Source organism: Streptomyces sp. NPDC001770, from assembly GCF_053596135.1.
Map to the genome: position 1 here is coordinate 73,615 of NZ_JBSFFN010000012.1, position 19,654 is coordinate 93,268.

Genomic DNA, 19,654 nt, shown 5'->3' on the forward strand with positions numbered 1-19,654 from the left:
GGGAGGTTCCCCGGGCAGGGCCGGGGCCGCCGCGCGTACGGAACGCCGTGCCGGCCGCCTTGCCCCACGGGTGCGGGCGGCCCGCGCCGAGACCGCCCGTCGGGGTTCCTCCGACGCACCGTCAGGAGGGGGTTTCCGCAGGCCGGTCACTCGTATGCGAGGATGAACGTTTTGGCGACTCGGCCGAATTTGGGCTACAAAGGTACTTTTCCGGTCATGGTTCCGCGGGGTGCGTTCGTGCTGCCCCGACCGGGAACGCCGGCGGGCGAAGGGCGTGCGGCACTGCCCGCGCCGGTGCCTCTCCGGAGGTGTGACACGAGCTGAGGGGTGATCATGGCGGGCTTCGGCTGGAAGCTGCACGGTGACGGGAAGCATCTGCTGCCGGGGGAGGTCGTCAAGCCCGGCGAGCGGCTGACCTGGGGCAGGACCGTCGGGCTCGGAGCCCAGCACGTGGTCTCCATGATCGGCGCGTGCTTCGTCGCGCCGGTTCTGATGGGCCTGGACGCCAACCTCGCCGTCATGGCGTCCGGCGTCGCCACCATCCTGTTCCTGCTCGTCACGCGGGGCCGCATCCCCAGCTACCTGGGGAGCAGCCTGTCGTTCGTCGGCGTCGCCGCCGTGATCGCGACGCAGGGCGGAGACGCCTCGACCCTCACCGGCGCGCTGCTGGTCGTCGGAGCCGTGCTCTTCCTCTGCGGAGCGGTGGTACGGGCACTCGGCGCGCGGATCATCCACATGGTGCTGCCGCCGGTGGTCACCGGCGCGGTCGTCATGCTCATCGGTTTCAACCTCGCCCCGGTGACGGCCGGCACCTACTGGCCGCAGGACCAGTGGGCCGCGCTGGCCACCATGGCCTTCACCGGGTTCGCCCTGGTCGTCCTGCGCGGCTTCTGGTCCCGCATCGCGATCTTCCTCGGGCTGGCCTTCGGCTACCTCCTCTCCTGGGTCCTCGACCGGGTCTTCGGCCGCATCCACTCCCCGGCCGGCGGCACCGAGGCCGTGGACCACTGGCGCCTCGACCTGTCCGGGGTCGGCCACGCTAGCTGGGTCGGCCTGCCGGACTTCCACGCCCCGAGCTTCTCCGGATCGGCGGTCCTCGTCGCCCTGCCCGTGGTCATCGCCCTCATCGCGGAGAACGCGGGACACGTCAAGGCCGTCGGTGAGATGACCGGCGACCCGCTGGACGACCAGCTCGGCACGGCGATCATGGCGGACGGCGCGGCCACCATGGTCGCGACCTCCGTGGGCGGTCCCGCGACCACCACGTACGCGGAGAACATCGGGGTGATGGCCGCCACCCGCGTCTACTCCACCGCCGCCTACTGGTGCGCGGCCGGGTTCGCGATCCTCTTCGGGCTCTGCCCCAAGTTCGGCGCCTTCGTCGCGGCGATCCCCGGCGGGGTCCTCGGCGGCATCACCGTCATCCTCTACGGCATGATCGGCCTGCTGGGCGCCCAGATCTGGGTCCGCTCCGGCGTCGACCTCGCCAACCCGCTGCACCTCGTGCCGGTGGCGGCCGGCGTCATCATCGGCATCGGCAACGTCAGCCTGACCTTCACCGACAACTTCGAGTTGAGCGGCATCGCCCTGGGGACCCTGGTCGTGGTCCTCGGGTACCACGCCCTGCGGGCCCTGGCGCCGGCCCACATGACCGGCGAACCGCCCCTGCGGGAGCCGGAGAACCCGGGGTACGACCGGGGTGAGCCCGGGTGAACACACGTCATCGCGCGGGCCGGCTCACCGGGCTCACCTGAGACGGATCGGGTCCCGCGGATGTGTCCGGAGCACTGCGGGCGGGCTCGCACCGGGCGATGACGGGCCCACCACGAGAAGAGGGGCGCGGCCATGAAGGACGCGAGCGGATCGCCGGCCACCGGGCGGCCCGCGCCCGCCGTCAGGATGGACCGGGCGCAGGTCCTCGCCCACCGCTTCGCCGCCCACGGACTCGACCGCTCCTCCGGTACGCCGGACCTCGGCGAGCTGGGTGTGCTCGGCGTGCAGGACACCCCGGCCGGTTCGGCGCGGCTCGCGCTCGCCGCGCGCGGGGTCCCGCCCGAAGGGCTGGAGCGGGTCTGGACGTTCCGTGGCGCCCCGCACCTGCACCGGCCGGACGCCCTCCCCGCGCTGGCCGAGGCGCTCTGGCCGCTGGACGACGCCGACGCCGGGGCCCGTATCCGTACGACGGTCATCAAGGAGGGTGCGAAGCTCGGGCTGCGCGCCTTCCGGACCACCGCCGAGGCGTTCAGGTCGGTGGTGACCGTGCCGAAGCCCAAGGGGGTGGTCAGCACGGAGGTGAGCGCGCTGGTGGACCCCTCGCTCACCTTCGACTGCGCCACCTGCGGGGCCCGGCACATCTCCGGCCTCCTCTTCCAGCAGGCCGGCCTCTTCGGAGCGGTACGCGTCACCTCCGGGGGCGGTACGACGCTCTCGCCGCTGGAGCCGGGGTTCGCGCTCCCGGAGACCGCGCACGGTACCGACGCCCTGGTCCGTGCCTATCTGCACCTGCACGGTCCGGCCGGCCCCGCCGAGGCCGCGAAGTACCTCGGTGTGCGCACCCCGGTCGTCCGGGCGGTCTGGCCCGGAGGCCTGGTGGAGGTGGAGGTGACCGGCGAGGGGGCCGGAGGGCGTACGGCCTGGCTCGCCGGCCCGGACGCCGGGACGCCCGCGCCGGATCCCGGGAACACGGTACGGCTGCTGCCGCCCGGCGACCCGTTCCTCCAGGGCCGCGACCGGGAGCTCCTGGTCCCCGACGAGGCCCGCCGCAAGGAGATCTGGCGGGCGATCGGCGGGGTGGGCGTGCTGCTGGTGGGCGCCGAACCCGCCGGTACCTGGCGGGCCAGGGCAGCCGGGCGCGCGGTCGGGATCACCGTCACCCCGTTCGGCCCGCTCGCCGCCCCGGTCCGCCGGGCCCTGGAGGAGGAGGCCGCGGCGGTGGCCGCGGCGCGGGGCGCCGACGAGGCCCGCCTGCACCTCGCCTGACGTACCCCGTGGTCAGCCGGCCGTTCAGCCCTCGGACGGGCTCTTCGCCACCGCGCCGGCCGGCGCGGGGACCCCGTCGGCGACCTTGCGCTCGGCGCCCCGCAGGACCCCGGCTCCGAGCACCAGGCCGAAGGCGAGCACCGTCACCAGGCCGAACGAGACGACCAGCGAGGTCGCCTCCGCGAGCGAACCGATCGCGGACGGTGCGACCAGCCCGGAGGTGTAGGTGATGGTGGCGACACCGGCGATGGCCTGACTCGGGTTCGGACCGCTGCGCCCGGCCGCCGCGAAGGCCAGCGGCACGACGACCGCCACCCCGAGGCCGATCAGCCCGAAGCCGCACAGGACACCCACGGCGCCGCCGGGGGAGAAGACCACCAGGACCCCGCCCACCGTGGCGAGCACCCCGCCGGCCCGTACCGAACGGACGGCTCCGAACCGGTCCACGATGCGGTCCCCGGCGATGCGCGCCACCGTCATCGTCAGCGCGAACGCCGTGGTGGAGGCCGCCGCGAGCCCCGCCGACGTGTCGATGACGTCCCGCAGGTAGACGGCCGACCAGTCCATGCTGGCGCCCTCGGCGAAGACGGCGCAGAATCCGATCGCGCCGATCACCAGCGCCGACCGGGGCGGCAGGGTGAAGCGCGGCGGCGGCTCCTCGTCCGGCTCACTGCGCAGGTCCAGTACGCCCTGGCAGGCGACGAGGCCCAGCACGGTCAGGGCGAGCGCGGCCAGGGTGTGGTGGAGGCGCGCGTCGGCGCCGACGTGGGCCGCCACCGTGCCCGCCGCCGAGCCGATCAGGGCGCCGGCGCTCCACATGCCGTGCAGGCCGGACATGATCGACCGGTTCAGGCGGTTCTCCACCTCCACGCCCAGCGCGTTCATGGCCACGTCGGACATGCCGGCCGACGCGCCGTAGACGAAGAGGGCCGCGCAGAGCGTCACCAGGTTGGGGGAGAGCGCGGGCAGGATCAGCGCCAGCGTCCACAGGGCGAGCAGCCCGCGCAGGGCGTTCCGGGCGCCGAACCGGTGGCTGATCCGGCCGGCCAGCGGCATCGCCAGCGAGGCGCCGATCGCCGGAAAGGCCAGGGCTAGGCCCAGCTGTCCCGCGCTGGCTCCGGCGTGGTCCTGGATCCAGGGGACCCGGGTGGCGAAGCTGCCGGTGACCGCGCCGTGCACGGTGAACACCGCGGCGATCGCGTATCTGGCGCGTTTCACCTGCGCGGTGCCGAAGGCTGTGGTGGTCGAGTCCGATGACATCGCGAGGTTCCCTCCCCATTGGCGCCCGCAGAGCGGCCGGTGCTCCTGTGCCAGGATCGAGCGGTAAACTATCAGGAACCTTGCCTGATAAAAAGCCCGCGTCCGCGTGCACCGAGGTGATCTGGAAGGATTCCGGCATGCCCGCCTCACCGAGCACCGCCCGGGCCATCAACGACCGGCTCGCCCTGCGTCTCCTCCAGCAGGACGGCCCCTTGACGGCCACCCAGCTCAAGTCGTCGACCGGGCTCTCCCGTCCGACCGTCGCCGACCTGGTCGAACGGCTGCAGGAAGCCGGTCTCATCGAGGTCGTCGGCGAAGCCGGCGCCGAACGCCGGGGCCCGAACGCCCGGTTGTACGGGATCGTCGCGGACCGCGCCCACCTCGCGGCGCTCGACGTCCGCACCGGCAGTGTCTCCGTGATCGTCGCCGACCTGCTCGGCAGGACGCTCGCCGAGGCCAGCGTGCCCATCGGCAGTGACACCGGCACCGGGCCCGCCGTCGAGCGGGCCGTCGCCCTGCTGGAACGCACCGCCCGCGCGGCGGGCGACGCCCCGCTGCACAGCGTCGGCATCGGGGCCCCCGGGCTGATCGACCCCGCCACCGGCGAACTCCGGGTCACCATCGGGCTGCCCGCCTGGCACCGGGAGCTGGTGACCTCCCTCCAGCGGAGGCTGCCCGCCAGGGTCCTCGTGGAGAACGAGACCAACCTCGCCGCCGTCGCCGAACACCGCGTCGGAGCCGCCCGCGACCGGCCGACCTTCGCCCTCTTCTGGCTCGGCCACGCCGTCGGCGCCGCGCTCATGCTCGACGGTGCCCTGCGCCGGGGGGCCTCCGGCGGCGCGGGGGAGATCGGCTTCATGCCCGTCCCCGGCGCGGTCGGCACGCTCTCGGCCGCCACCTGCGAAGGCGGGTTCCACTCGCTCGTGGGCTCGGAGGCCATCTGCGCCCTCGCCGCCTCCCGCGGCATGGAGCCCCCGGGGCCCCGCCCCGACGAGGACGGCACTGAAGGCGCGGACGGCACGGAACCGCGGTGCGCGGCGTCCGGCCCCGAGCAGGGGTACGCCGCCGCCGCGTACGTCCGGAACGCGCTCGCCGGAGCGGCGGGCGGCGAGGCGTTCCTCGGCGACCTCGCCCACCGGATCGCCCTCGGCGCGGCCACCGTCGTCTCGGTCCTCGACCCCGGCTGCCTGGTGCTCGCCGGCGAGGTGGGCCACGCCGGGGGCGCCGGACTCGCGGCCCTCGTCGAGCAGCGGCTGGCCTTGTTGTCACCGCTGCGCACCGAGGTCCGGGCGGGCGAACTGGGCGGCACGGCGATCCTGCGCGGCGCGCTCTTCACCGCCCGGGAAGCGGCCCAGGACGCGCTCTTCGCCCCGGCGGGCTCCTGACCCGCGCTGCCCGGCGGCGCTCCGGCGCGGCGCGTACCGGACCCCGTGTCCCCGAAGCACCCCGTACCGGACGGCCGTGCTCCTCACGGAACGTGCACTGTGAGCCACCGCACAGCTACCCCCCTGATGGCCGGACGCAAGTCGTGGCAGACTGTTGGGGTACCAGCAGCAGCGCACTCCGGGGTCGGTGTAATTCCGAACCGGCGGTTATAGTCCGCGACCCGTCCGCATCCAGCGGCCGGTTGACCAGGTGAGATTCCTGGACCGACGGTGAAAGTCCGGATGGGAGGCAGTGCGCGGCGGTCCGTCATCGGGTACGCCGCCGTGGGCGGACGCGTGTTCCGGAGCACTCCGGGCAACGCGTTCGGTCTTCGCGGTCCAGGCGCCATCCCCGTTGCGTACCGCTTCATCTGTCGTCATCGACAGGCCCCGGAGTCCGTGCCCGAAGAGGCAGGAGGACCCGGTGGCAACCGCAGCCGACACCACCGCCATGCGCCGAGCGATCGAGCTCGCCGCACGCGGCCTCGGCTCCACCAGCCCCAACCCGGTCGTCGGATGCGTGATCACCGACGCCACCGGAGCGCCGGCCGGTGAAGGCTTCCACCAGCGTGCGGGCGGACCGCACGCCGAGATCCACGCCCTGCGCGCGGCCGGGGAACGGGCCCGTGGCGGCACCGCCTACGTCACCCTCGAACCCTGCAACCACACCGGACGCACCGGCCCCTGCGCGCAGGCGCTCATCGAGGCCGGCGTCGCCCGCGTCGTCCACGCGGTCGGCGACCCGAACCCGCAGGCCACCGGGGGCGCCGACACTTTGCGCGCCGCCGGGATCGAGGTCGAGCGGGGACTCCTCGCCGACGAGGCCGAGGCCGGCAACACCGCCTGGCTCACCTCGGTGCGCCGCGGACGCCCGTACGTCCTCTGGAAGTACGCCGCCACCCTCGACGGCCGGATCGCCGCCGCCGACGGCACCAGCCGCTGGATCACCTCGCCGGAGTCCCGCGCCGACGTGCACCGGCTGCGCGCCGAGGCCGACGCCGTGATCGTCGGCTCCGGCACCGCCCGCACCGACGACCCGCAGCTCGGCGCCCGGGGCGTCGAGGGCGCCACCCAGCCGCTGCGCGTCGTCGTGGACACCACGGCCACCGCCGTACGGCCCGGTGCCCGGGTCCTCGACGCCACCGCGCCGACCCTGGTCGCGGTCGCCGAGGACGCCGACGCCCGCCACCTGCCCGAGGGGAACGTGCTCCGGCTGCCGCGCGCCGCCACCGGACTGGACGTCACCGCCCTCCTCGCCGCCCTCCACGAGCGGTCCGTCCGCTCCGTACTCCTCGAAGGCGGCCCCACCCTGGCGGGCGCCTTCGTCGCCGCCGGGGCCGTCGACCGGGTCGTCGGCTACCTCGCTCCGGTCCTCCTCGGCGCGGGCCCCGCCGCCCTCGCCGACGCCGGAATCTCCACCATCGCCCGGGCGTTGCGGCTCGATGTGACCGAGACCGTACGCATCGGCCCCGATCTCCGCATCACCGCCGTCCCCACCACCGCTCCCGCGGATCCCACCGCTCGGAAGGGAAACTAGTGTTCACCGGAATTGTCGAAGAACTGGGTGAGGTCACCGCCGTCGAGGAACTCGACGACGCCTCCCGCTTCCGGCTGCGCGGCCCCGTCGTCACCGAGGGCGCCAAGCACGGCGATTCGATCGCCGTCAACGGTGTCTGCCTGACGGTCGTCGAGACCGGCGAGCACGAGTTCACCGCCGACGTCATGGCCGAGACGCTGAAGCGCTCCAGCCTCGGCGCGCTCACCGCCGGCTCCCGCGTCAACCTGGAGCGCCCCATGGCGCTCGGTGGCCGGCTCGGCGGCCACATCGTGCAGGGGCACGTGGACGGCACCGGCCGCATCCTCGCCCGTACCCCTTCGGAGAACTGGGAGATCGTCAAGGTCTCGCTGCCCGCCGAACTGACCCGGTACGTGGTCGAGAAGGGCTCGATCACCGTCGACGGAGTGAGCCTCACCGTCGTCGACGCCGGGCCCGACCACTTCACCATCAGCCTCATCCCCACCACCCTCGCGCTGACCACCCTCGGCCTCAAGCAGCCCGGCGACCCGGTCAACCTCGAGGTGGACGTCATCGCGAAGTACGTCGAGCGCCTGCTCGGCGACCGTTCCGGGAACCAGGGCGTCACCGGCTCCGGCAACCCGGGCGACATCTACTCCGCAGGCCGGGGCGACACCGACGAGGAGACCGCGAAGTGAACGCCGCCGACTGGCTCAACTCCGAGGCGTTCACCGTCCTCGACCAGCACATCAAGTGGTCGGACATGATCGGCAACACGATCGGTCTGACAGCCCTGGCCCTCGGCTGGAAGCGGTCCGTGCTGACCTGGCCCGCCCAGCTCCTGTCCGGCGCGATCCTGCTCTTCGCGTTCGCCTCCGCCCACCTCTCCGGCAGCGCGGGCAAGCAGGTCGTGGTCATCGTCGTCTCGCTGCTCGGCTGGTACTCCTGGACCCGCGGCAAGCAGCAGGCGCAGGACGGCTCCATAGCCGTACGGTTCGCCACCTGGCGCGAACGCGGCGTCCTGCTCGCGGGCGCTCTCGTCGGCACCCTGGCCGTCGCCGGCCTGTTCACCGCCTACCCCGAACTGTCCTGGGACCCGTGGCCGGACGCGTACGTCTTCGTCGGCACCATCGTCGCGATGTACGCCCAGGCGCGCGGCATGGTCGAGTTCTGGTTCGCCTGGCTGCTGGTCGACGTCGTCGGTGTCCCGCTGAACTTCGCCAACGGCTTCGCCTTCTCCGGATTCGTCTACGTCATCTACGGCGCCCTGGTCCTGTGGGGCATGCGCGACTGGTGGCTGCGTACCCGCACCTCCGGTCTGGAAGGAGCCACGGCATGACAGCCCAGCCCGCCACCCCTTCGCACCACGACCGCGAACTCGCGCTCGACCCCGTCGAGCAGGCGATCCGTGACATCGCCGCCGGCCGCCCCGTGGTGGTCGTCGACGACGAGGACCGCGAGAACGAGGGCGACCTCGTCATCGCCGCCGAGAAGGCCACCCCCGAGGTCATCGCGTTCATGATGAGCGAGTGCCGCGGCCTGATCTGCGCCCCCATGGAGGCCGACGAGCTCGACCGGCTCGAACTCCCGCAGATGGTCCAGCACAACACCGAGTCGATGAAGACCGCTTTCACCGTCTCGGTGGACGCCTCCGCCGAGTACGGCGTCACCACCGGCATCTCCGCCGCCGACCGCGCCACCACCCTGCGGATGCTCGCGGGCGGCACGGCAGGACCCGGCGACTTCGTCCGGCCCGGACACGTCTTCCCGCTGCGCGCCCGCGCCGGCGGTGTGCTCGTCCGCAACGGCCACACCGAGGCCGCCGTCGACCTCGCCCGGCTCGCCGGACTGCGCCCGGCCGGCGCGATCGTCGAGATCGCGGGGGAGGACGGCGTCATGCTGCGGCTTCCCGAACTCGTGCCGTTCGCCCGCAAGCACGGCCTCACGATCATCTCCATCGAGGACCTGATCGCCTACCGCCGCAGCGCCGAACCCACCGTCCGGCGCGAGGCCGAGGTACGGCTGCCGACCGCCTTCGGCGACTTCACCGGCTACGGCTACCGCTCCGTGACCGACGGCGTCGAACACGTCGCCCTGGTCCACGGGGACATCGGCGACGGCGAGGACGTCCTCGTCCGCATCCACTCCGAGTGCCTGACCGGCGACATCTTCCAGTCCCAGCGCTGCGACTGCGGCCCCCAGCTGCGGGCCTCCATGGAGCGGATCACCGGCGAGGGCCGGGGCGTCGTCGTCTACCTCCGGGGCCACGAGGGCCGGGGCATCGGCCTGCTCCAGAAGCTGCGCGCGTACGAACTCCAGGAGCGCGGCTCCGACACCCTCGACGCCAACCTGGAACTCGGCCTGCCCGCCGACGCCCGCGACTACGCGGCCGGCGCCCAGATCCTCCGGGATCTCGGGGTGCACAGCCTCCGGCTGCTGACCAACAACCCCGACAAGACCGCCGCCGTGGTCCGGTACGGCCTTGTCGTCAACGGCCGCGAGCCCATGCCCGTACAGGCCGGTGAGCACAACCTGCGCTACCTGCGCACCAAGCGGGACCGGATGGGGCACGACCTGCCGTGGCTCGACGGCGTGCCCGCCTCCACCTGCGGCAACCAGTAGACCGCCCCCCCCAGAATCCGAAGACGACCCGAAGAACGGTAGGAGAGAACATGAGCGGCAAGGGCGCACCCGAACTGTCCGTGAGCAACTGCGAGGACCTCCGCGTGGCGGTCGTCGCCGCCCAGTGGCACGAGAAGGTCATGGACGGCCTCGTCGACGGCGCCCTGCGCGCGCTGGGCGAACTCGGCATCCAGGAACCCACCCTGCTGCGCGTCCCGGGCAGCTTCGAACTGCCGGTCGTCGCCAAGGTCCTCGCCGGCCGCGGCTACGACGCGGTCGTCGCCCTCGGCGTGATCATCCGCGGCGGCACCCCGCACTTCGAGTACGTCTCCCAGGGCGTCACCGCCGGCCTCACCCAGGTCACCGTCGACACCGGCGTCCCCGTCGGATTCGGCGTCCTCACCTGCGACACCGAGGAGCAGGCACTGGACCGGGCCGGTCTGGAAGGGTCCACCGAGGACAAGGGCCACGAAGCGGTCACCGCCGCCGTCGCCACCGCCACCACGCTGCGCACCGTCAGCGAACCCTGGCGCTGAAGGCGGGCGGGGACCCCGTATTCTAGGGACCATCATGGCCAACAAAACCTTCGAAGAACTCTTCGCCGAGCTGACGCTCAAGGCCGCGGACGGCGACCCCTCCACCTCGCGCACCGCCGAACTGGTGGGCAAGGGGGTCCATGCCATCGGCAAGAAGGTCGTCGAGGAGGCCGCCGAGGTCTGGATGGCCGCCGAGTACGAGGGCAAGGAAGCGGCCGCCGAGGAGATCTCGCAGCTGCTGTACCACGTCCAGGTGATGATGGTCGCGCGCGGGATCTCCCTCGACGACGTCTACGCCCACCTCTGAGCGACGCCTCCCTCCGCCGCACGCCCGCACCGCCAGCACTTCCGCACGCCCGCAGAACCGTCCGCACACTCCTTCGTACAAAGGAAACCCGAGCTCATGCTGCGCATCGCCGTCCCCAACAAGGGTTCACTCTCCGGGCCTGCGATGGCGATGCTCCATGAGGCCGGCTACCAGCAGCGCAAGGAGTCGAAGGAGCTCGTCCTCGTCGACCCGGTCAACGAGGTCGAGTTCTTCTACCTGCGGCCCCGGGACATCGCGATCTACGTGAGCTCCGGCCGCCTCGACATCGGCATCACCGGCCGCGACCTGCTGCTCGACTCCGGAGCCGACGCCGAGGAGATCCTCCAGCTCGGCTTCGCCCGCTCGACCTTCCGGTACGCCACCAAGCCCGGCACCGCCGAGGGCCCGCAGGACTTCGACGGCATGACGATCGCCACCTCCTACGAGGGCATCGTCGCCCAGCACCTCGCGGACAACGGCGTCAAGGCCTCCGTCGTCCACCTCGACGGCGCGGTCGAGACCGCCATCGAGCTCGGCGTGGCCCAGGTCATCGCCGACGTGGTCGAGACCGGCACCAGCATGCGCAACGCCGGACTCGAAGTGATCGGCGAGCCGATCATGAAGTCCGAGGCCGTCGTCATCCGCCGCACCGGCGCCGGCACCGACGAGCCCAAGGTCCAGCAGTTCCTCCGCCGCCTCCAGGGCGTCCTGGTCGCCCGGACGTACGTGATGATGGACTACGACTGCCGCGTCGAGCACCTGGAGCGCGCGGTCGCCCTCACCCCGGGCCTGGAGTCGCCGACCGTCTCCCCGCTGCACCACGAGGGCTGGGTCGCCGTCCGCTCCATGGTCGCCTCCCGCGAAGCACAGCGGATCATGGACGACCTGTACGAGCTCGGCGCCCGCGCCATCCTCACCACGGCGATCCACGCCTGCAGGCTCTGACCGGAGCCCGGCTCCCGTACCCAGCACTTCGAGCAGAGGACAGAAGCACCTGATGTCCGCCCCCACCCCCCGGACCGGACAGCCGGTCCTCCCGGTCACGTTCCGGCCGGGCCTCACCCGGCTGGTCCTGCTCACCATCGCGGTGGCGCTCTTCGTCGTCATCACCGTCATGGCGATGATGCTGGAGAGCCTCGGTCCGGGGGACCGGGTGACCTTCATCGTCTTCGCGGCCCTCTTCTCCGGGGTCCTCGTCATGCTCGCCCGGCCCAAGATCGTCGCCGACGAGGGCGGGGTGACCGTCGTCAACCTCACCCGGACCCGGCGGCTCGCGTGGGCGCAGATCCTCCAGGTCAACCTGAGGGCCGGCGACCCCTGGCTCTTCCTCGGCCTCAGCGACGGCACCAGCCTGCCCGCCCTCGGCATCCAGCCCGGCCTCTCCAAGCAGCAGGCCGTACGGGACGCCGGGGAGCTCCGCCGGCTCGTCGCGGCGCACGGCAGCGGCGTCGGAGCCTGAACGTGCGGGCCGGGCCCGAGGGAATTCAGGCCCCGCGCACACGGGCCGGCGCGGGGGCGCCCGGCCGATGGCCGTGAGCCCCTGCCCGGACACACCGATTCTTGACTACTCTGGGGTCCGGCGGCGCCGAGTGGCGCCCCGCCCCGCCCAGACGGTCCGCAGACCGGCGGGGCTTTTCCTGCGACCCGAGGAGTGACTCCTTCCAGCAATGGACGGATCGTCCGGTAGTACCTGCGCCGCCCCTTCCCCGGAGGCGGCGGCATGACCACCCCCCTGCTGCTGCTCATCGCGGCATTCCTTCTCATCCTGGCCAACGGCTTCTTCGTGGCGGCCGAGTTCGGCCTCGTCACCGTCGAGAAGCCCGAGGCCGAACGCGCCGCCGCACAGGGCGACCGGCGCGCGCGCACCGTCGTCGACGCGCTGCGCGAACTCTCCTTCCAGCTCTCCGGCACCCAGCTCGGCATCACCATCACCTCGCTGGTCGTCGGCATGCTGGCCGAACCGGCGCTCGCCCAGCTCTTCACCGGCCCGCTCACCGCCACCGGCCTGCCGGCCAAGGCCGTCCCCACCATCAGCGTGGTGACCGGCATGCTGCTCGCCTCCGCGGTGCAGATGGTCATCGGCGAACTGGTGCCCAAGAACTGGGCCGTCTCCAAGCCCCTCCAGGTCGCCCGGTTCGTCGCCGGCCCCCAGCACCGCTTCGCCACCGCGCTCCGCCCGGTGATCACGGCGCTGAACACGCTCGCCAACCGGCTGGTCCGGCTGCTGGGCGTCGAGCCCACCGACGAACTGGCCTCCGCCCGCACCCCGGGCGAGCTGGTCTCGCTGGCCCGGCACTCCGCCGAGGCCGGCACCCTGGAGCAGGACACCGCCGACCTCTTCGTACGGACCCTGTCGCTCGGCGGTCTCACCGCCCAGCACGTCATGACCCCCCGGGTCCGGGTCAGCGCCCTCCAGTCGACCGCCACCGCGGCCGACGTCCTCAACCTGACCCGCGCCACCGGCCTCTCCCGCTTCCCGGTCTACCGGGAACGCATCGACGAGGTCGTCGGCATGGTCCACCTCAAGGACGCCCTCGCGGTCCCGGCCGCCGAGCGGCTGCGTACCCCGGCCGGCCGGATCGCCGTCCCGCCGCTGCTGGTCCCCGAGTCCCTGCCCGTCGAACAGCTGCTCCAGCGGCTCCGCAACGAGCAGCCGATAGCCGTCGTCGTCGACGAGTACGGCGGCACCGCCGGTGTCGTCACGCTGGAGGACATCATCGAGGAGCTCGTCGGCGAAGTCCGCGACGAGCACGACGCCGAAGGCGCCGACCGGCCCGAGCTGGTCCCCGTCACCGGCGAGGACGGCCGCCCCAGCTGGGACGCCGACGGCAGCTGCCGAGTCCTCAGCCTCCGCCGGATAGGCCTCGACGTACCCGACGGACCGTACGAGACCGTCGCCGGACTCGTCGCCGACCTCCTCGGGCGCATCCCCGCCCCGGGCGACCGTACCGAACTGCCCGGCTGGCGGATCTCCGTCCGCCAGGTCGGCCACTACCGGGCCGAGCAGGTCCGCTTCGTCCGCACCGCGGACGTGTCCGGGCAGCCGGACGGCACGGATCTTCCGGACGGCGCCCTCCCCGCGGCCTCCGGCCGGGCCATGGGCCGGACCTTGCAGGAGGCCACCCGATGAGCCTGGTCCAACTCCTCTTCGCCGGTCTCCTCGTCCTCGCGAACGGCTTCTTCGTCGGCGCCGAGTTCGCGCTCGTGTCGGTCCGCCGCAGCCAGGTCGAACCGCTCGCCGCGAGCGGATCGGCCCGCGCCCGCAAGGTGCTGTACGGCCTGGAGAACCTCCCGCAGATGATGGCCGCCGCACAGTTCGGCATCACCGTCTGCTCGCTGACCCTGGGCGCCGTCGCCGAACCGACCGTCGCCCACCTCCTGGAACCCGTCTTCCACGCGGCACACGTGCCCGAGGGGTTCGTCCACCCGCTCGGGTACGTTCTCGCCCTCGTCTTCGTGGTCGTCCTCCACCTCGTCGTCGGAGAGATGGTCCCGAAGAACCTGGCGATGGCCGCCCCGGAGAAGACGGCCCTCTGGCTCAGCCCCGCCCTGGTGGGCTTCGCCCGGCTCTGCCGCCCGGTCACCGCGGCGCTCGGCGCCTGCGCCCGGCTCGTGCTGAAGCTCTTCCGGGTCGAGCCCAAGGACGAGGTCGAAGCCGTCTTCACCAGCGAGCAGCTGAACCGGCTGGTGGAGGACTCCGGCCAGGCCGGACTCCTGGAGCCCGAGGCGCAGGAACGGCTGGAGGACGCCCTGGAACTCGGCAGCAGGCCCGTCACGGACGTGCTCCTGGAGAACGGTTCGCTGGTGACGGTCGACCCGTCCGTCACCCCGCGCCGGGTCGAGGAGCTCACCGTACGGACCGGCTTCTCGCGCTTCCCGGTCCGCGCCGAGCGCGGCGGCCCGTTCATGGGCTACCTGCACGTCAAGGACGTCCTCGACCTGGAGGACGGCGAGCGCGCCGTACCCCAGCACGTCTGGCGTCCGATGGCGACCGTACGGGCCGAGCTCCCGCTGGACGACGCCCTGACCGTGATGCGCAGGGCCGCGACCCACCTGGCCCAGGTCGCCGACGCCCAGGGCAAGGTCCTCGGACTCGTCGCCCTGGAGGACGTACTGGAAATGCTGGTGGGCGAGGTCCGCGACCCCGCCCACCGTGTCTCGGTACCGCGCCGGACGGTCGACGTACCCCCGGAGCACCGGTCGCCCGAGCCGAAGACGGCCATGGCCGACATCGGCTGAGGGAGAACCTCCCGTCACACGTGTGGGCCCGTCCGGCGACCGCCGGGCGGGCCCACCGTCATGTATCGAGCCGTTACGCGCCCGGTGCCTCCGTCTGGCCCCGGCCCACCGGGCCGCGGCCGGAGAGCACCTCGCCGTACGCCTGCATCAGGTCCGGCAGCCGCAGCGTCGCCAAGTCGGCGCGGCCCGGCGCGGTGGCGTAACCCGAGAGCCGCAGATCGCGGTAGGCGCAGCTCTTCTCGTACAGGGTGCGCAGGAAGCGGCCGTTGCCCAGTTCGTCGATCCAGCCCTGCTCGACCACATGACCGCTGATGCTGCGCAGCTCGTCCAGGGCCTCCTCGTCCCAGAGGTCGCCGTTGGCGGCGGCCAGCACCCCGCCGATCGCGGTGAGTTCGAGCGGGCGGTAGCTCGGGAAGTCGACCCGGCTGGTGAACCGTGAGGAGAGCCCAGGGTTGGTGGCCAGCAGCCGGTCCATGCCCTCCGGGTAGCCGGCGAGGATGACCACCAGATGGTCCCGGTTGTCCTCGGCCCGCTTCAGCAGGACCTGGAGCGCCTCGTCGCCGTACGCGTCGCCCTTGCTGTAACCGGAGTTGGCGAGGCTGTACGCCTCGTCCACGAAGAGCACCCCGCCCAGCGCCGAGTCGATCAGCTCGTTGGCCTTGACCGCCGTCTGGCCGAGGAACTCGCCCACCAGATCGGACCGCTGGGCCTCCACCAGGTGATCGCCACCGAGGAGGCCCAAGGCGTAGAAGACCCGGCCCAGGATGCGGGCGACCGTCGTCTTCCCGGTGCCCGAAGGGCCGGAGAAGACGAAGTGCCGCTTGGGCGGCTGGACCGGAAGCCCCTGCTCGGCCCGGAGCCGCGCCATGTTCAGCTGCGCCGAGAGCGCTTTGACCTGCCGCTTGACCGGATCGAGCCCGACCATCCGCTCCAGCTCCGCGAGCGCGTCGGCCAGCAGCGCCGGATCGCTCGGCCCGGTGGGAAGCACCGGACGCCCGGTACGGCCGGACCCGGGACGCTTGGCGCGCGCACCCTCCGGGGCGGTCGTGACCACCGGGGCGACGGGGCCGAGCGGATCGCCGCCCAGCCACGGGTCACGGCCGTCCACCAGGTCCGTACCGAGCAGCGCGTCGCCGTCCGGCTGGGACTCGGAGCCCAGCTCGTCCGCGCCGTAACCGCTCAGGGCGGCCGGGGCGAGGCCGGCCGGCTCGTCGTACCCGTCGTGATCGGTGATGGCCGCCAGCCGGGCCGAGGTGTCCATGAACGAGGGATCGACCCGGTGCACCGCCCGGTAGAGGGGGAGCGCGGCGGCGCTGCGCCCCGTCCCCTCGTGCGCCCGCGCCAGCCAGTACCGGAGCTCCTTGCGCTGCGGCTGCTCGCTGCGACAGCGCATCAGCGCCGCGGAGAGCAGGGGCTCGGCCTGCCCGTACATCTCCAGCCTGACCCGGGCCATCCCGCCGAAGAGCCGCGCCTCGATCCCGAGCAGCGGGTCGTCGACCAGCCGTTCGGTGTAGAGGACCAACTGCTCCCAGTCCTTGGCGAGATAGGCCCGGCACGCGTGCAGGAAGCGCACCTGGGCGTCGGTGTCGATCGGCGGGAGCCCAGCCAACGCCCGGTCCAGCTCCGGAACATGGCGGCCGTCCAGCCAGTGGGACGCGTGCGCCAGCAGCAGATCGCGCGGCGACTCCAGCACCGGCTGCACCCACCAGCCCAGCCAGTACCACGAGTTGAGTGTGCGTTTGTGCCGGGTGCGCTGCTCGCCGAAGCGGCCGCGGTGCCGGTACATGCTCAGCAGGGCGGTGGTGGTGTCGATGCGCAGCGCGTGGAGGCCGAGCCAGGCGTCCGCCATGCCGGGATCGAGTCCCACCGCGGTCCGGAATTCCTCCTCGGCATGCGGGTAGGCGCCCACCGTGTAGGCGTCCACGCCTCGCAGCCAGGCCAGTTCGGCAGGGGCGTGCGCGCCCTGCGTGCCGATGTCCATCAGGTCCCCCACACGACTGTGCCCCAGGATGTCCCGCCCGCACAGCATGCCCACGGAAGCGTTCCGAATCACCGTTTCGCGGGCGGGAATTGACCGAGCCGTCGAGCATCGTACCCAGCCCGGAAAACCACCGGAACGGTGTCGCTCGTGACGGACGGTGAAGGAGAGGGCCTGTGTGGTGCGGAGGGGGAGGGGCTGCGGGCAGAACGAAGCCCCCGATCACGGGGGAACAACCGGGGGCTTCGTGTCCTGGATGGGCTCCGAAAAGCCGCACATTGAGAACGTAAGACCTGTAAGCCCCGCCGGTCAAGCCGAGTTGGAACATGCGCCTGGCGATTTCCAGGGGCTCAACCGGATGACCTGCCGCCTTCACCCTCCGTAGTATCCCGACCCTCGGCCGCAGTCGACTGAGGCCCCGTCAGCCACTCGTAACCATCGGACAACTGGCGTACCAGCGAATCCGCGTACGGCCGTGAAGGGTCCGCGGCGAAATGTTCGTCCTCCGCGACCGTCCAGCCCTCCCAGAACTTCTCGAGCGCCGGTCCGTCCCGCCGCCGGCCCCGCTCCCAGGAGGCATCGCGGTCCAGCTCCATCCACCACAGCGCCGCCAACCGCGGCCGCAGGAACCGGCGTCCGGCCCCCACACCCTCGATCAGCACCACCGGCGCGGGGTCCAGCGTCCGCTCGGGCCCGAAGCGGCGGGCGGTCCAGTCGTACGGGGCGTAGCGCGCCCGATCCCCGCGCGACAGCGGCAGCAGCACCTGCTCATGGAGCCGGCCGGTCCAGGCGAACAGCTCCTCGTGGGTGGCCAGATCGTCCAGCCGGAGCAGCGGAGCGCCCCCCAGGGCGGCGGCCAGCCGGGTCGCCAGGGTGCTCTTTCCCGAGCCCGCGTGCCCGTCGATCGCCACGAGCCGCACCGGGCCCAGGGAGGGGGAGAGGGCAAGGAGGCCGCGGGCGCGTCCGGCCAGGTCGTTCATGGTTCCAGAGTACGGGCCGGGGCCGGGCCCCCTCGATCCGCCGCAGGTCACACCGGTGCCGGCGGCTCGGCACGGGGCGGCGGCGTGCCAGTGGACCAGTCCAATGTTGCTCCGTCCGCGCGGGGTGAATCACTGGCCCGGCGGGCCCGGGACCCGCGATAGTTGGCGCACTGATCGACGTCGAACACGCACGCCGTACCTGCGCGCCGCACCCGCCGTACACCGCACTCCCGTACCCGCCCGCACGCCGCACCCGCTCGACGCGCACCCCGCTGGACGCGCACCCCGCTGTGCGCGCGAGCACGCCGCACCCGCTGTACCCGCAACACCCGCTGTACTCGCAGCACCCGCTGTACGCCCTCGTCCGCCAACGACTCGGGAGCCCCCCCATGACCGGACCGCACAACCGCAGGAACGTTCTCGCCGCCCTCGCGGCCGTCGCCGCCGCCTCCACGGTGGCGGCCGGACCCGCGTCCGCCGCCGCACGCACCGCCTCCGGCTCTTCCCGCCGCCACGCCTACCCCTCCAAGGCCCCGGACACCGCCGTGGACAACCACTTCTGGTCGTCGTACACCGACTGGCGCTCCGGCTCCGCCGCCGGAACCCGCGCCGTCGCAGGCCACAGGCCCGGCCTGGTGATCGGCAACCCCGCAGGGACCACCGATTACACCGACCCGCACACCGGCACGACCGCCGCATGGGAGTACGCCACCTGGACGTCCCCGTCCCACCGCAGCGCCGTACCGGCCACCGAGGTGATCGCCTCCTGGAACGCCGACACCCCCGCCGGTACCTGGATCCAGATCGAACTGCTCGGCCGCTACTCGGACGGCACGGACACCCCCTGGTACGTGATGGGCCGGTGGGCGGCAGGGGACGAGGACATCCGCCGCACCTCGGTGGACGACCAGACGGACGGGAAGAGCTCCGTCTGGACCGACACCTTCTCCGTCGACGACGCGGCGAGCGGCCTGCGCCTGACGCACTACCGGCTCCGCCTCACCCTCCACCGCAGGCCCGGCACCAGCCTCACCCCGACGGTCTGGCGCGCCGGCGCGATGGCCTCGGACGTCCCGGACCGCTTCACCGTGCCGGCGAGCACCCCCGGCACCGGCCGCGGCCACGAGCTGGCGGTGCCGCGCTACTCGCAGAACCTCCACGCGGGGCAGTACCCCGAGTACGACAACGGCGGCGAGGCCTGGTGCAGCCCCACCTCCTCGCAGATGATCATCGAGTACTGGGGCCGCAAGCCCACGGCCGAACAGCTCGCCTGGGTCAAGCCGGGTCTCCCCGACCCCCAGATCTGCCACGCGGCGCGCTACACGTTCGACTACCAGTACGACGGCTGCGGCAACTGGCCCTTCAACGCCGCCTACGCCGCCACCTACCCGGACATGTCCTCCGCCGTCACCCGCCTCGGCTCGCTCACCGACGTGGAGACCCTCGTCCGGGCCGGCATCCCCGTCATCACCTCGCAGTCCTTCCTCAAGGAGGAGCTGACGGGCGCCGGTTACGGCACGTCGGGCCATCTGATGACGGTGATCGGCTTCACCGAGGACGGCGACGTCATCGCCAACGACCCCGCCTCGAAGGACGACGACGCGGTGCGCCGGATCTACTCGCGGAGCGAGTGGGAGCAGATCTGGCTGCGGACGAAGCGGTACGACGCGAGCGGCAACGTGCGCAGCGGCACGGGCGGGGTCTGCTACCTCTACTGGCCGACCGGTCCGACCGCGGCGCAGCGCCGGGTGCTGGGGGCGCTCGGACTGGTGTGAGCGGGTGGGCAGGCCCGCGGCCGCCTCGACGGCCGCGG

Annotated in this window: 17 protein-coding genes and 1 riboswitch; of the genes, 14 read left to right on the forward strand and 3 right to left on the reverse strand. The window is 72.7% G+C overall.

Annotated elements, in window-relative coordinates; translation table 11 throughout:
* The first annotated feature begins 333 nt into the window (after positions 1-333).
* Entirely contained in the window at positions 334-1,713 is a 1,380-nt protein-coding gene (locus ACWCSV_RS13420; protein ID WP_451141620.1) for a uracil-xanthine permease family protein, read from the forward strand.
* Between the two features lie 132 nt (positions 1,714-1,845).
* On the forward strand, positions 1,846-2,979 hold the full coding sequence (locus tag ACWCSV_RS13425; protein WP_451141622.1) for a DNA glycosylase AlkZ-like family protein: 1,134 nt from the start codon (positions 1,846-1,848) through the stop codon (positions 2,977-2,979).
* 24 nt (positions 2,980-3,003) lie between these two features.
* On the opposite strand, the gene ACWCSV_RS13430 is transcribed toward ACWCSV_RS13425, so the two are convergent.
* Complete coding sequence (locus ACWCSV_RS13430; RefSeq protein WP_451141624.1) at positions 3,004-4,239, reverse strand: MFS transporter; 1,236 nt, start codon at positions 4,237-4,239, stop codon at positions 3,004-3,006.
* A gap of 137 nt (positions 4,240-4,376) precedes the next feature.
* Here ACWCSV_RS13430 and ACWCSV_RS13435 point away from each other — a divergent pair, with 137 nt between their 5' ends.
* The 11 genes from ACWCSV_RS13435 (at position 4,377) to ACWCSV_RS13485 (ending at position 14,883) form a co-directional block, all read left to right on the forward strand.
* Complete coding sequence (locus tag ACWCSV_RS13435; RefSeq protein WP_451141626.1) at positions 4,377-5,624, forward strand: ROK family transcriptional regulator; 1,248 nt, start codon at positions 4,377-4,379, stop codon at positions 5,622-5,624.
* A 169-nt stretch (positions 5,625-5,793) separates the two neighbouring features.
* A riboswitch (FMN riboswitch) is annotated at positions 5,794-5,924 on the forward strand.
* A gap of 163 nt (positions 5,925-6,087) precedes the next feature.
* Positions 6,088-7,200 (forward strand): bifunctional diaminohydroxyphosphoribosylaminopyrimidine deaminase/5-amino-6-(5-phosphoribosylamino)uracil reductase RibD, encoded by a 1,113-nt coding sequence (ribD, locus tag ACWCSV_RS13440; RefSeq protein WP_451141628.1) that lies wholly within the window; start codon positions 6,088-6,090, stop codon positions 7,198-7,200.
* Positions 7,200-7,877, forward strand: coding sequence for a riboflavin synthase (locus tag ACWCSV_RS13445; protein WP_451141630.1), 678 nt, complete (start codon positions 7,200-7,202; stop codon positions 7,875-7,877). The genes ribD and ACWCSV_RS13445 overlap by 1 nt, the downstream gene beginning before the upstream one ends.
* Positions 7,874-8,518 (forward strand): nicotinamide riboside transporter PnuC, encoded by a 645-nt coding sequence (gene pnuC, locus ACWCSV_RS13450; protein ID WP_451141632.1) that lies wholly within the window; start codon positions 7,874-7,876, stop codon positions 8,516-8,518. Before ACWCSV_RS13445 ends, pnuC begins: the two co-directional genes overlap by 4 nt.
* Entirely contained in the window at positions 8,515-9,801 is a 1,287-nt protein-coding gene (locus ACWCSV_RS13455) for a bifunctional 3,4-dihydroxy-2-butanone-4-phosphate synthase/GTP cyclohydrolase II (RefSeq protein WP_451141634.1), read from the forward strand. Before pnuC ends, ACWCSV_RS13455 begins: the two co-directional genes overlap by 4 nt.
* Before the next feature lie 50 nt (positions 9,802-9,851).
* On the forward strand, positions 9,852-10,337 hold the full coding sequence (gene ribH, locus ACWCSV_RS13460; protein WP_327174659.1) for a 6,7-dimethyl-8-ribityllumazine synthase: 486 nt from the start codon (positions 9,852-9,854) through the stop codon (positions 10,335-10,337).
* A gap of 34 nt (positions 10,338-10,371) precedes the next feature.
* Complete coding sequence (locus tag ACWCSV_RS13465) at positions 10,372-10,644, forward strand: phosphoribosyl-ATP diphosphatase (RefSeq protein ID WP_266702246.1); 273 nt, start codon at positions 10,372-10,374, stop codon at positions 10,642-10,644.
* A gap of 96 nt (positions 10,645-10,740) precedes the next feature.
* Positions 10,741-11,589, forward strand: coding sequence for an ATP phosphoribosyltransferase (gene hisG, locus ACWCSV_RS13470; protein ID WP_450774115.1), 849 nt, complete (start codon positions 10,741-10,743; stop codon positions 11,587-11,589).
* Between the two features lie 52 nt (positions 11,590-11,641).
* Positions 11,642-12,103, forward strand: a complete 462-nt coding sequence (locus ACWCSV_RS13475; RefSeq protein ID WP_451141637.1) for a PH domain-containing protein — start codon at positions 11,642-11,644, stop codon at positions 12,101-12,103.
* 261 nt (positions 12,104-12,364) lie between these two features.
* Positions 12,365-13,774, forward strand: coding sequence for a hemolysin family protein (locus ACWCSV_RS13480; RefSeq protein WP_451141639.1), 1,410 nt, complete (start codon positions 12,365-12,367; stop codon positions 13,772-13,774).
* Complete coding sequence (locus tag ACWCSV_RS13485; protein WP_451141641.1) at positions 13,771-14,883, forward strand: hemolysin family protein; 1,113 nt, start codon at positions 13,771-13,773, stop codon at positions 14,881-14,883. The genes ACWCSV_RS13480 and ACWCSV_RS13485 overlap by 4 nt, the downstream gene beginning before the upstream one ends.
* 73 nt (positions 14,884-14,956) lie before the next feature.
* On the opposite strand, the gene ACWCSV_RS13490 is transcribed toward ACWCSV_RS13485, so the two are convergent.
* Both ACWCSV_RS13490 and ACWCSV_RS13495 read right to left on the reverse strand, forming a co-directional pair.
* Complete coding sequence (locus tag ACWCSV_RS13490) at positions 14,957-16,864, reverse strand: AAA family ATPase (protein ID WP_451141643.1); 1,908 nt, start codon at positions 16,862-16,864, stop codon at positions 14,957-14,959.
* Between the two features lie 347 nt (positions 16,865-17,211).
* Complete coding sequence (locus ACWCSV_RS13495; RefSeq protein WP_451141645.1) at positions 17,212-17,841, reverse strand: uridine kinase family protein; 630 nt, start codon at positions 17,839-17,841, stop codon at positions 17,212-17,214.
* A gap of 389 nt (positions 17,842-18,230) precedes the next feature.
* On the opposite strand from ACWCSV_RS13495, the gene ACWCSV_RS13500 reads away from it, so the two are divergent.
* Positions 18,231-19,616, forward strand: a complete 1,386-nt coding sequence (locus tag ACWCSV_RS13500; protein ID WP_451141647.1) for a peptidase C39 family protein — start codon at positions 18,231-18,233, stop codon at positions 19,614-19,616.
* The last annotated feature ends 38 nt before the right edge of the window (positions 19,617-19,654 follow it).

Coding starts and splice junctions, on each gene's coding strand:
- ACWCSV_RS13420 (WP_451141620.1), top strand. CDS start 334: ATGGCGGGCTTCGGCTGGAAGCTGCACGGTGACGGGAAGCATCTGCTG.
- ACWCSV_RS13425 (WP_451141622.1), top strand. CDS start 1,846: ATGAAGGACGCGAGCGGATCGCCGGCCACCGGGCGGCCCGCGCCCGCC.
- ACWCSV_RS13430 (WP_451141624.1), bottom strand. CDS start 4,239: ATGTCATCGGACTCGACCACCACAGCCTTCGGCACCGCGCAGGTGAAA.
- ACWCSV_RS13435 (WP_451141626.1), top strand. CDS start 4,377: ATGCCCGCCTCACCGAGCACCGCCCGGGCCATCAACGACCGGCTCGCC.
- ACWCSV_RS13455 (WP_451141634.1), top strand. CDS start 8,515: ATGACAGCCCAGCCCGCCACCCCTTCGCACCACGACCGCGAACTCGCG.
- ribH (WP_327174659.1), top strand. CDS start 9,852: ATGAGCGGCAAGGGCGCACCCGAACTGTCCGTGAGCAACTGCGAGGAC.
- ACWCSV_RS13465 (WP_266702246.1), top strand. CDS start 10,372: ATGGCCAACAAAACCTTCGAAGAACTCTTCGCCGAGCTGACGCTCAAG.
- hisG (WP_450774115.1), top strand. CDS start 10,741: ATGCTGCGCATCGCCGTCCCCAACAAGGGTTCACTCTCCGGGCCTGCG.
- ACWCSV_RS13475 (WP_451141637.1), top strand. CDS start 11,642: ATGTCCGCCCCCACCCCCCGGACCGGACAGCCGGTCCTCCCGGTCACG.
- ACWCSV_RS13480 (WP_451141639.1), top strand. CDS start 12,365: ATGACCACCCCCCTGCTGCTGCTCATCGCGGCATTCCTTCTCATCCTG.
- ACWCSV_RS13485 (WP_451141641.1), top strand. CDS start 13,771: ATGAGCCTGGTCCAACTCCTCTTCGCCGGTCTCCTCGTCCTCGCGAAC.
- ACWCSV_RS13490 (WP_451141643.1), bottom strand. CDS start 16,864: ATGGACATCGGCACGCAGGGCGCGCACGCCCCTGCCGAACTGGCCTGG.
- ACWCSV_RS13495 (WP_451141645.1), bottom strand. CDS start 17,841: ATGAACGACCTGGCCGGACGCGCCCGCGGCCTCCTTGCCCTCTCCCCC.
- ACWCSV_RS13500 (WP_451141647.1), top strand. CDS start 18,231: ATGACCGGACCGCACAACCGCAGGAACGTTCTCGCCGCCCTCGCGGCC.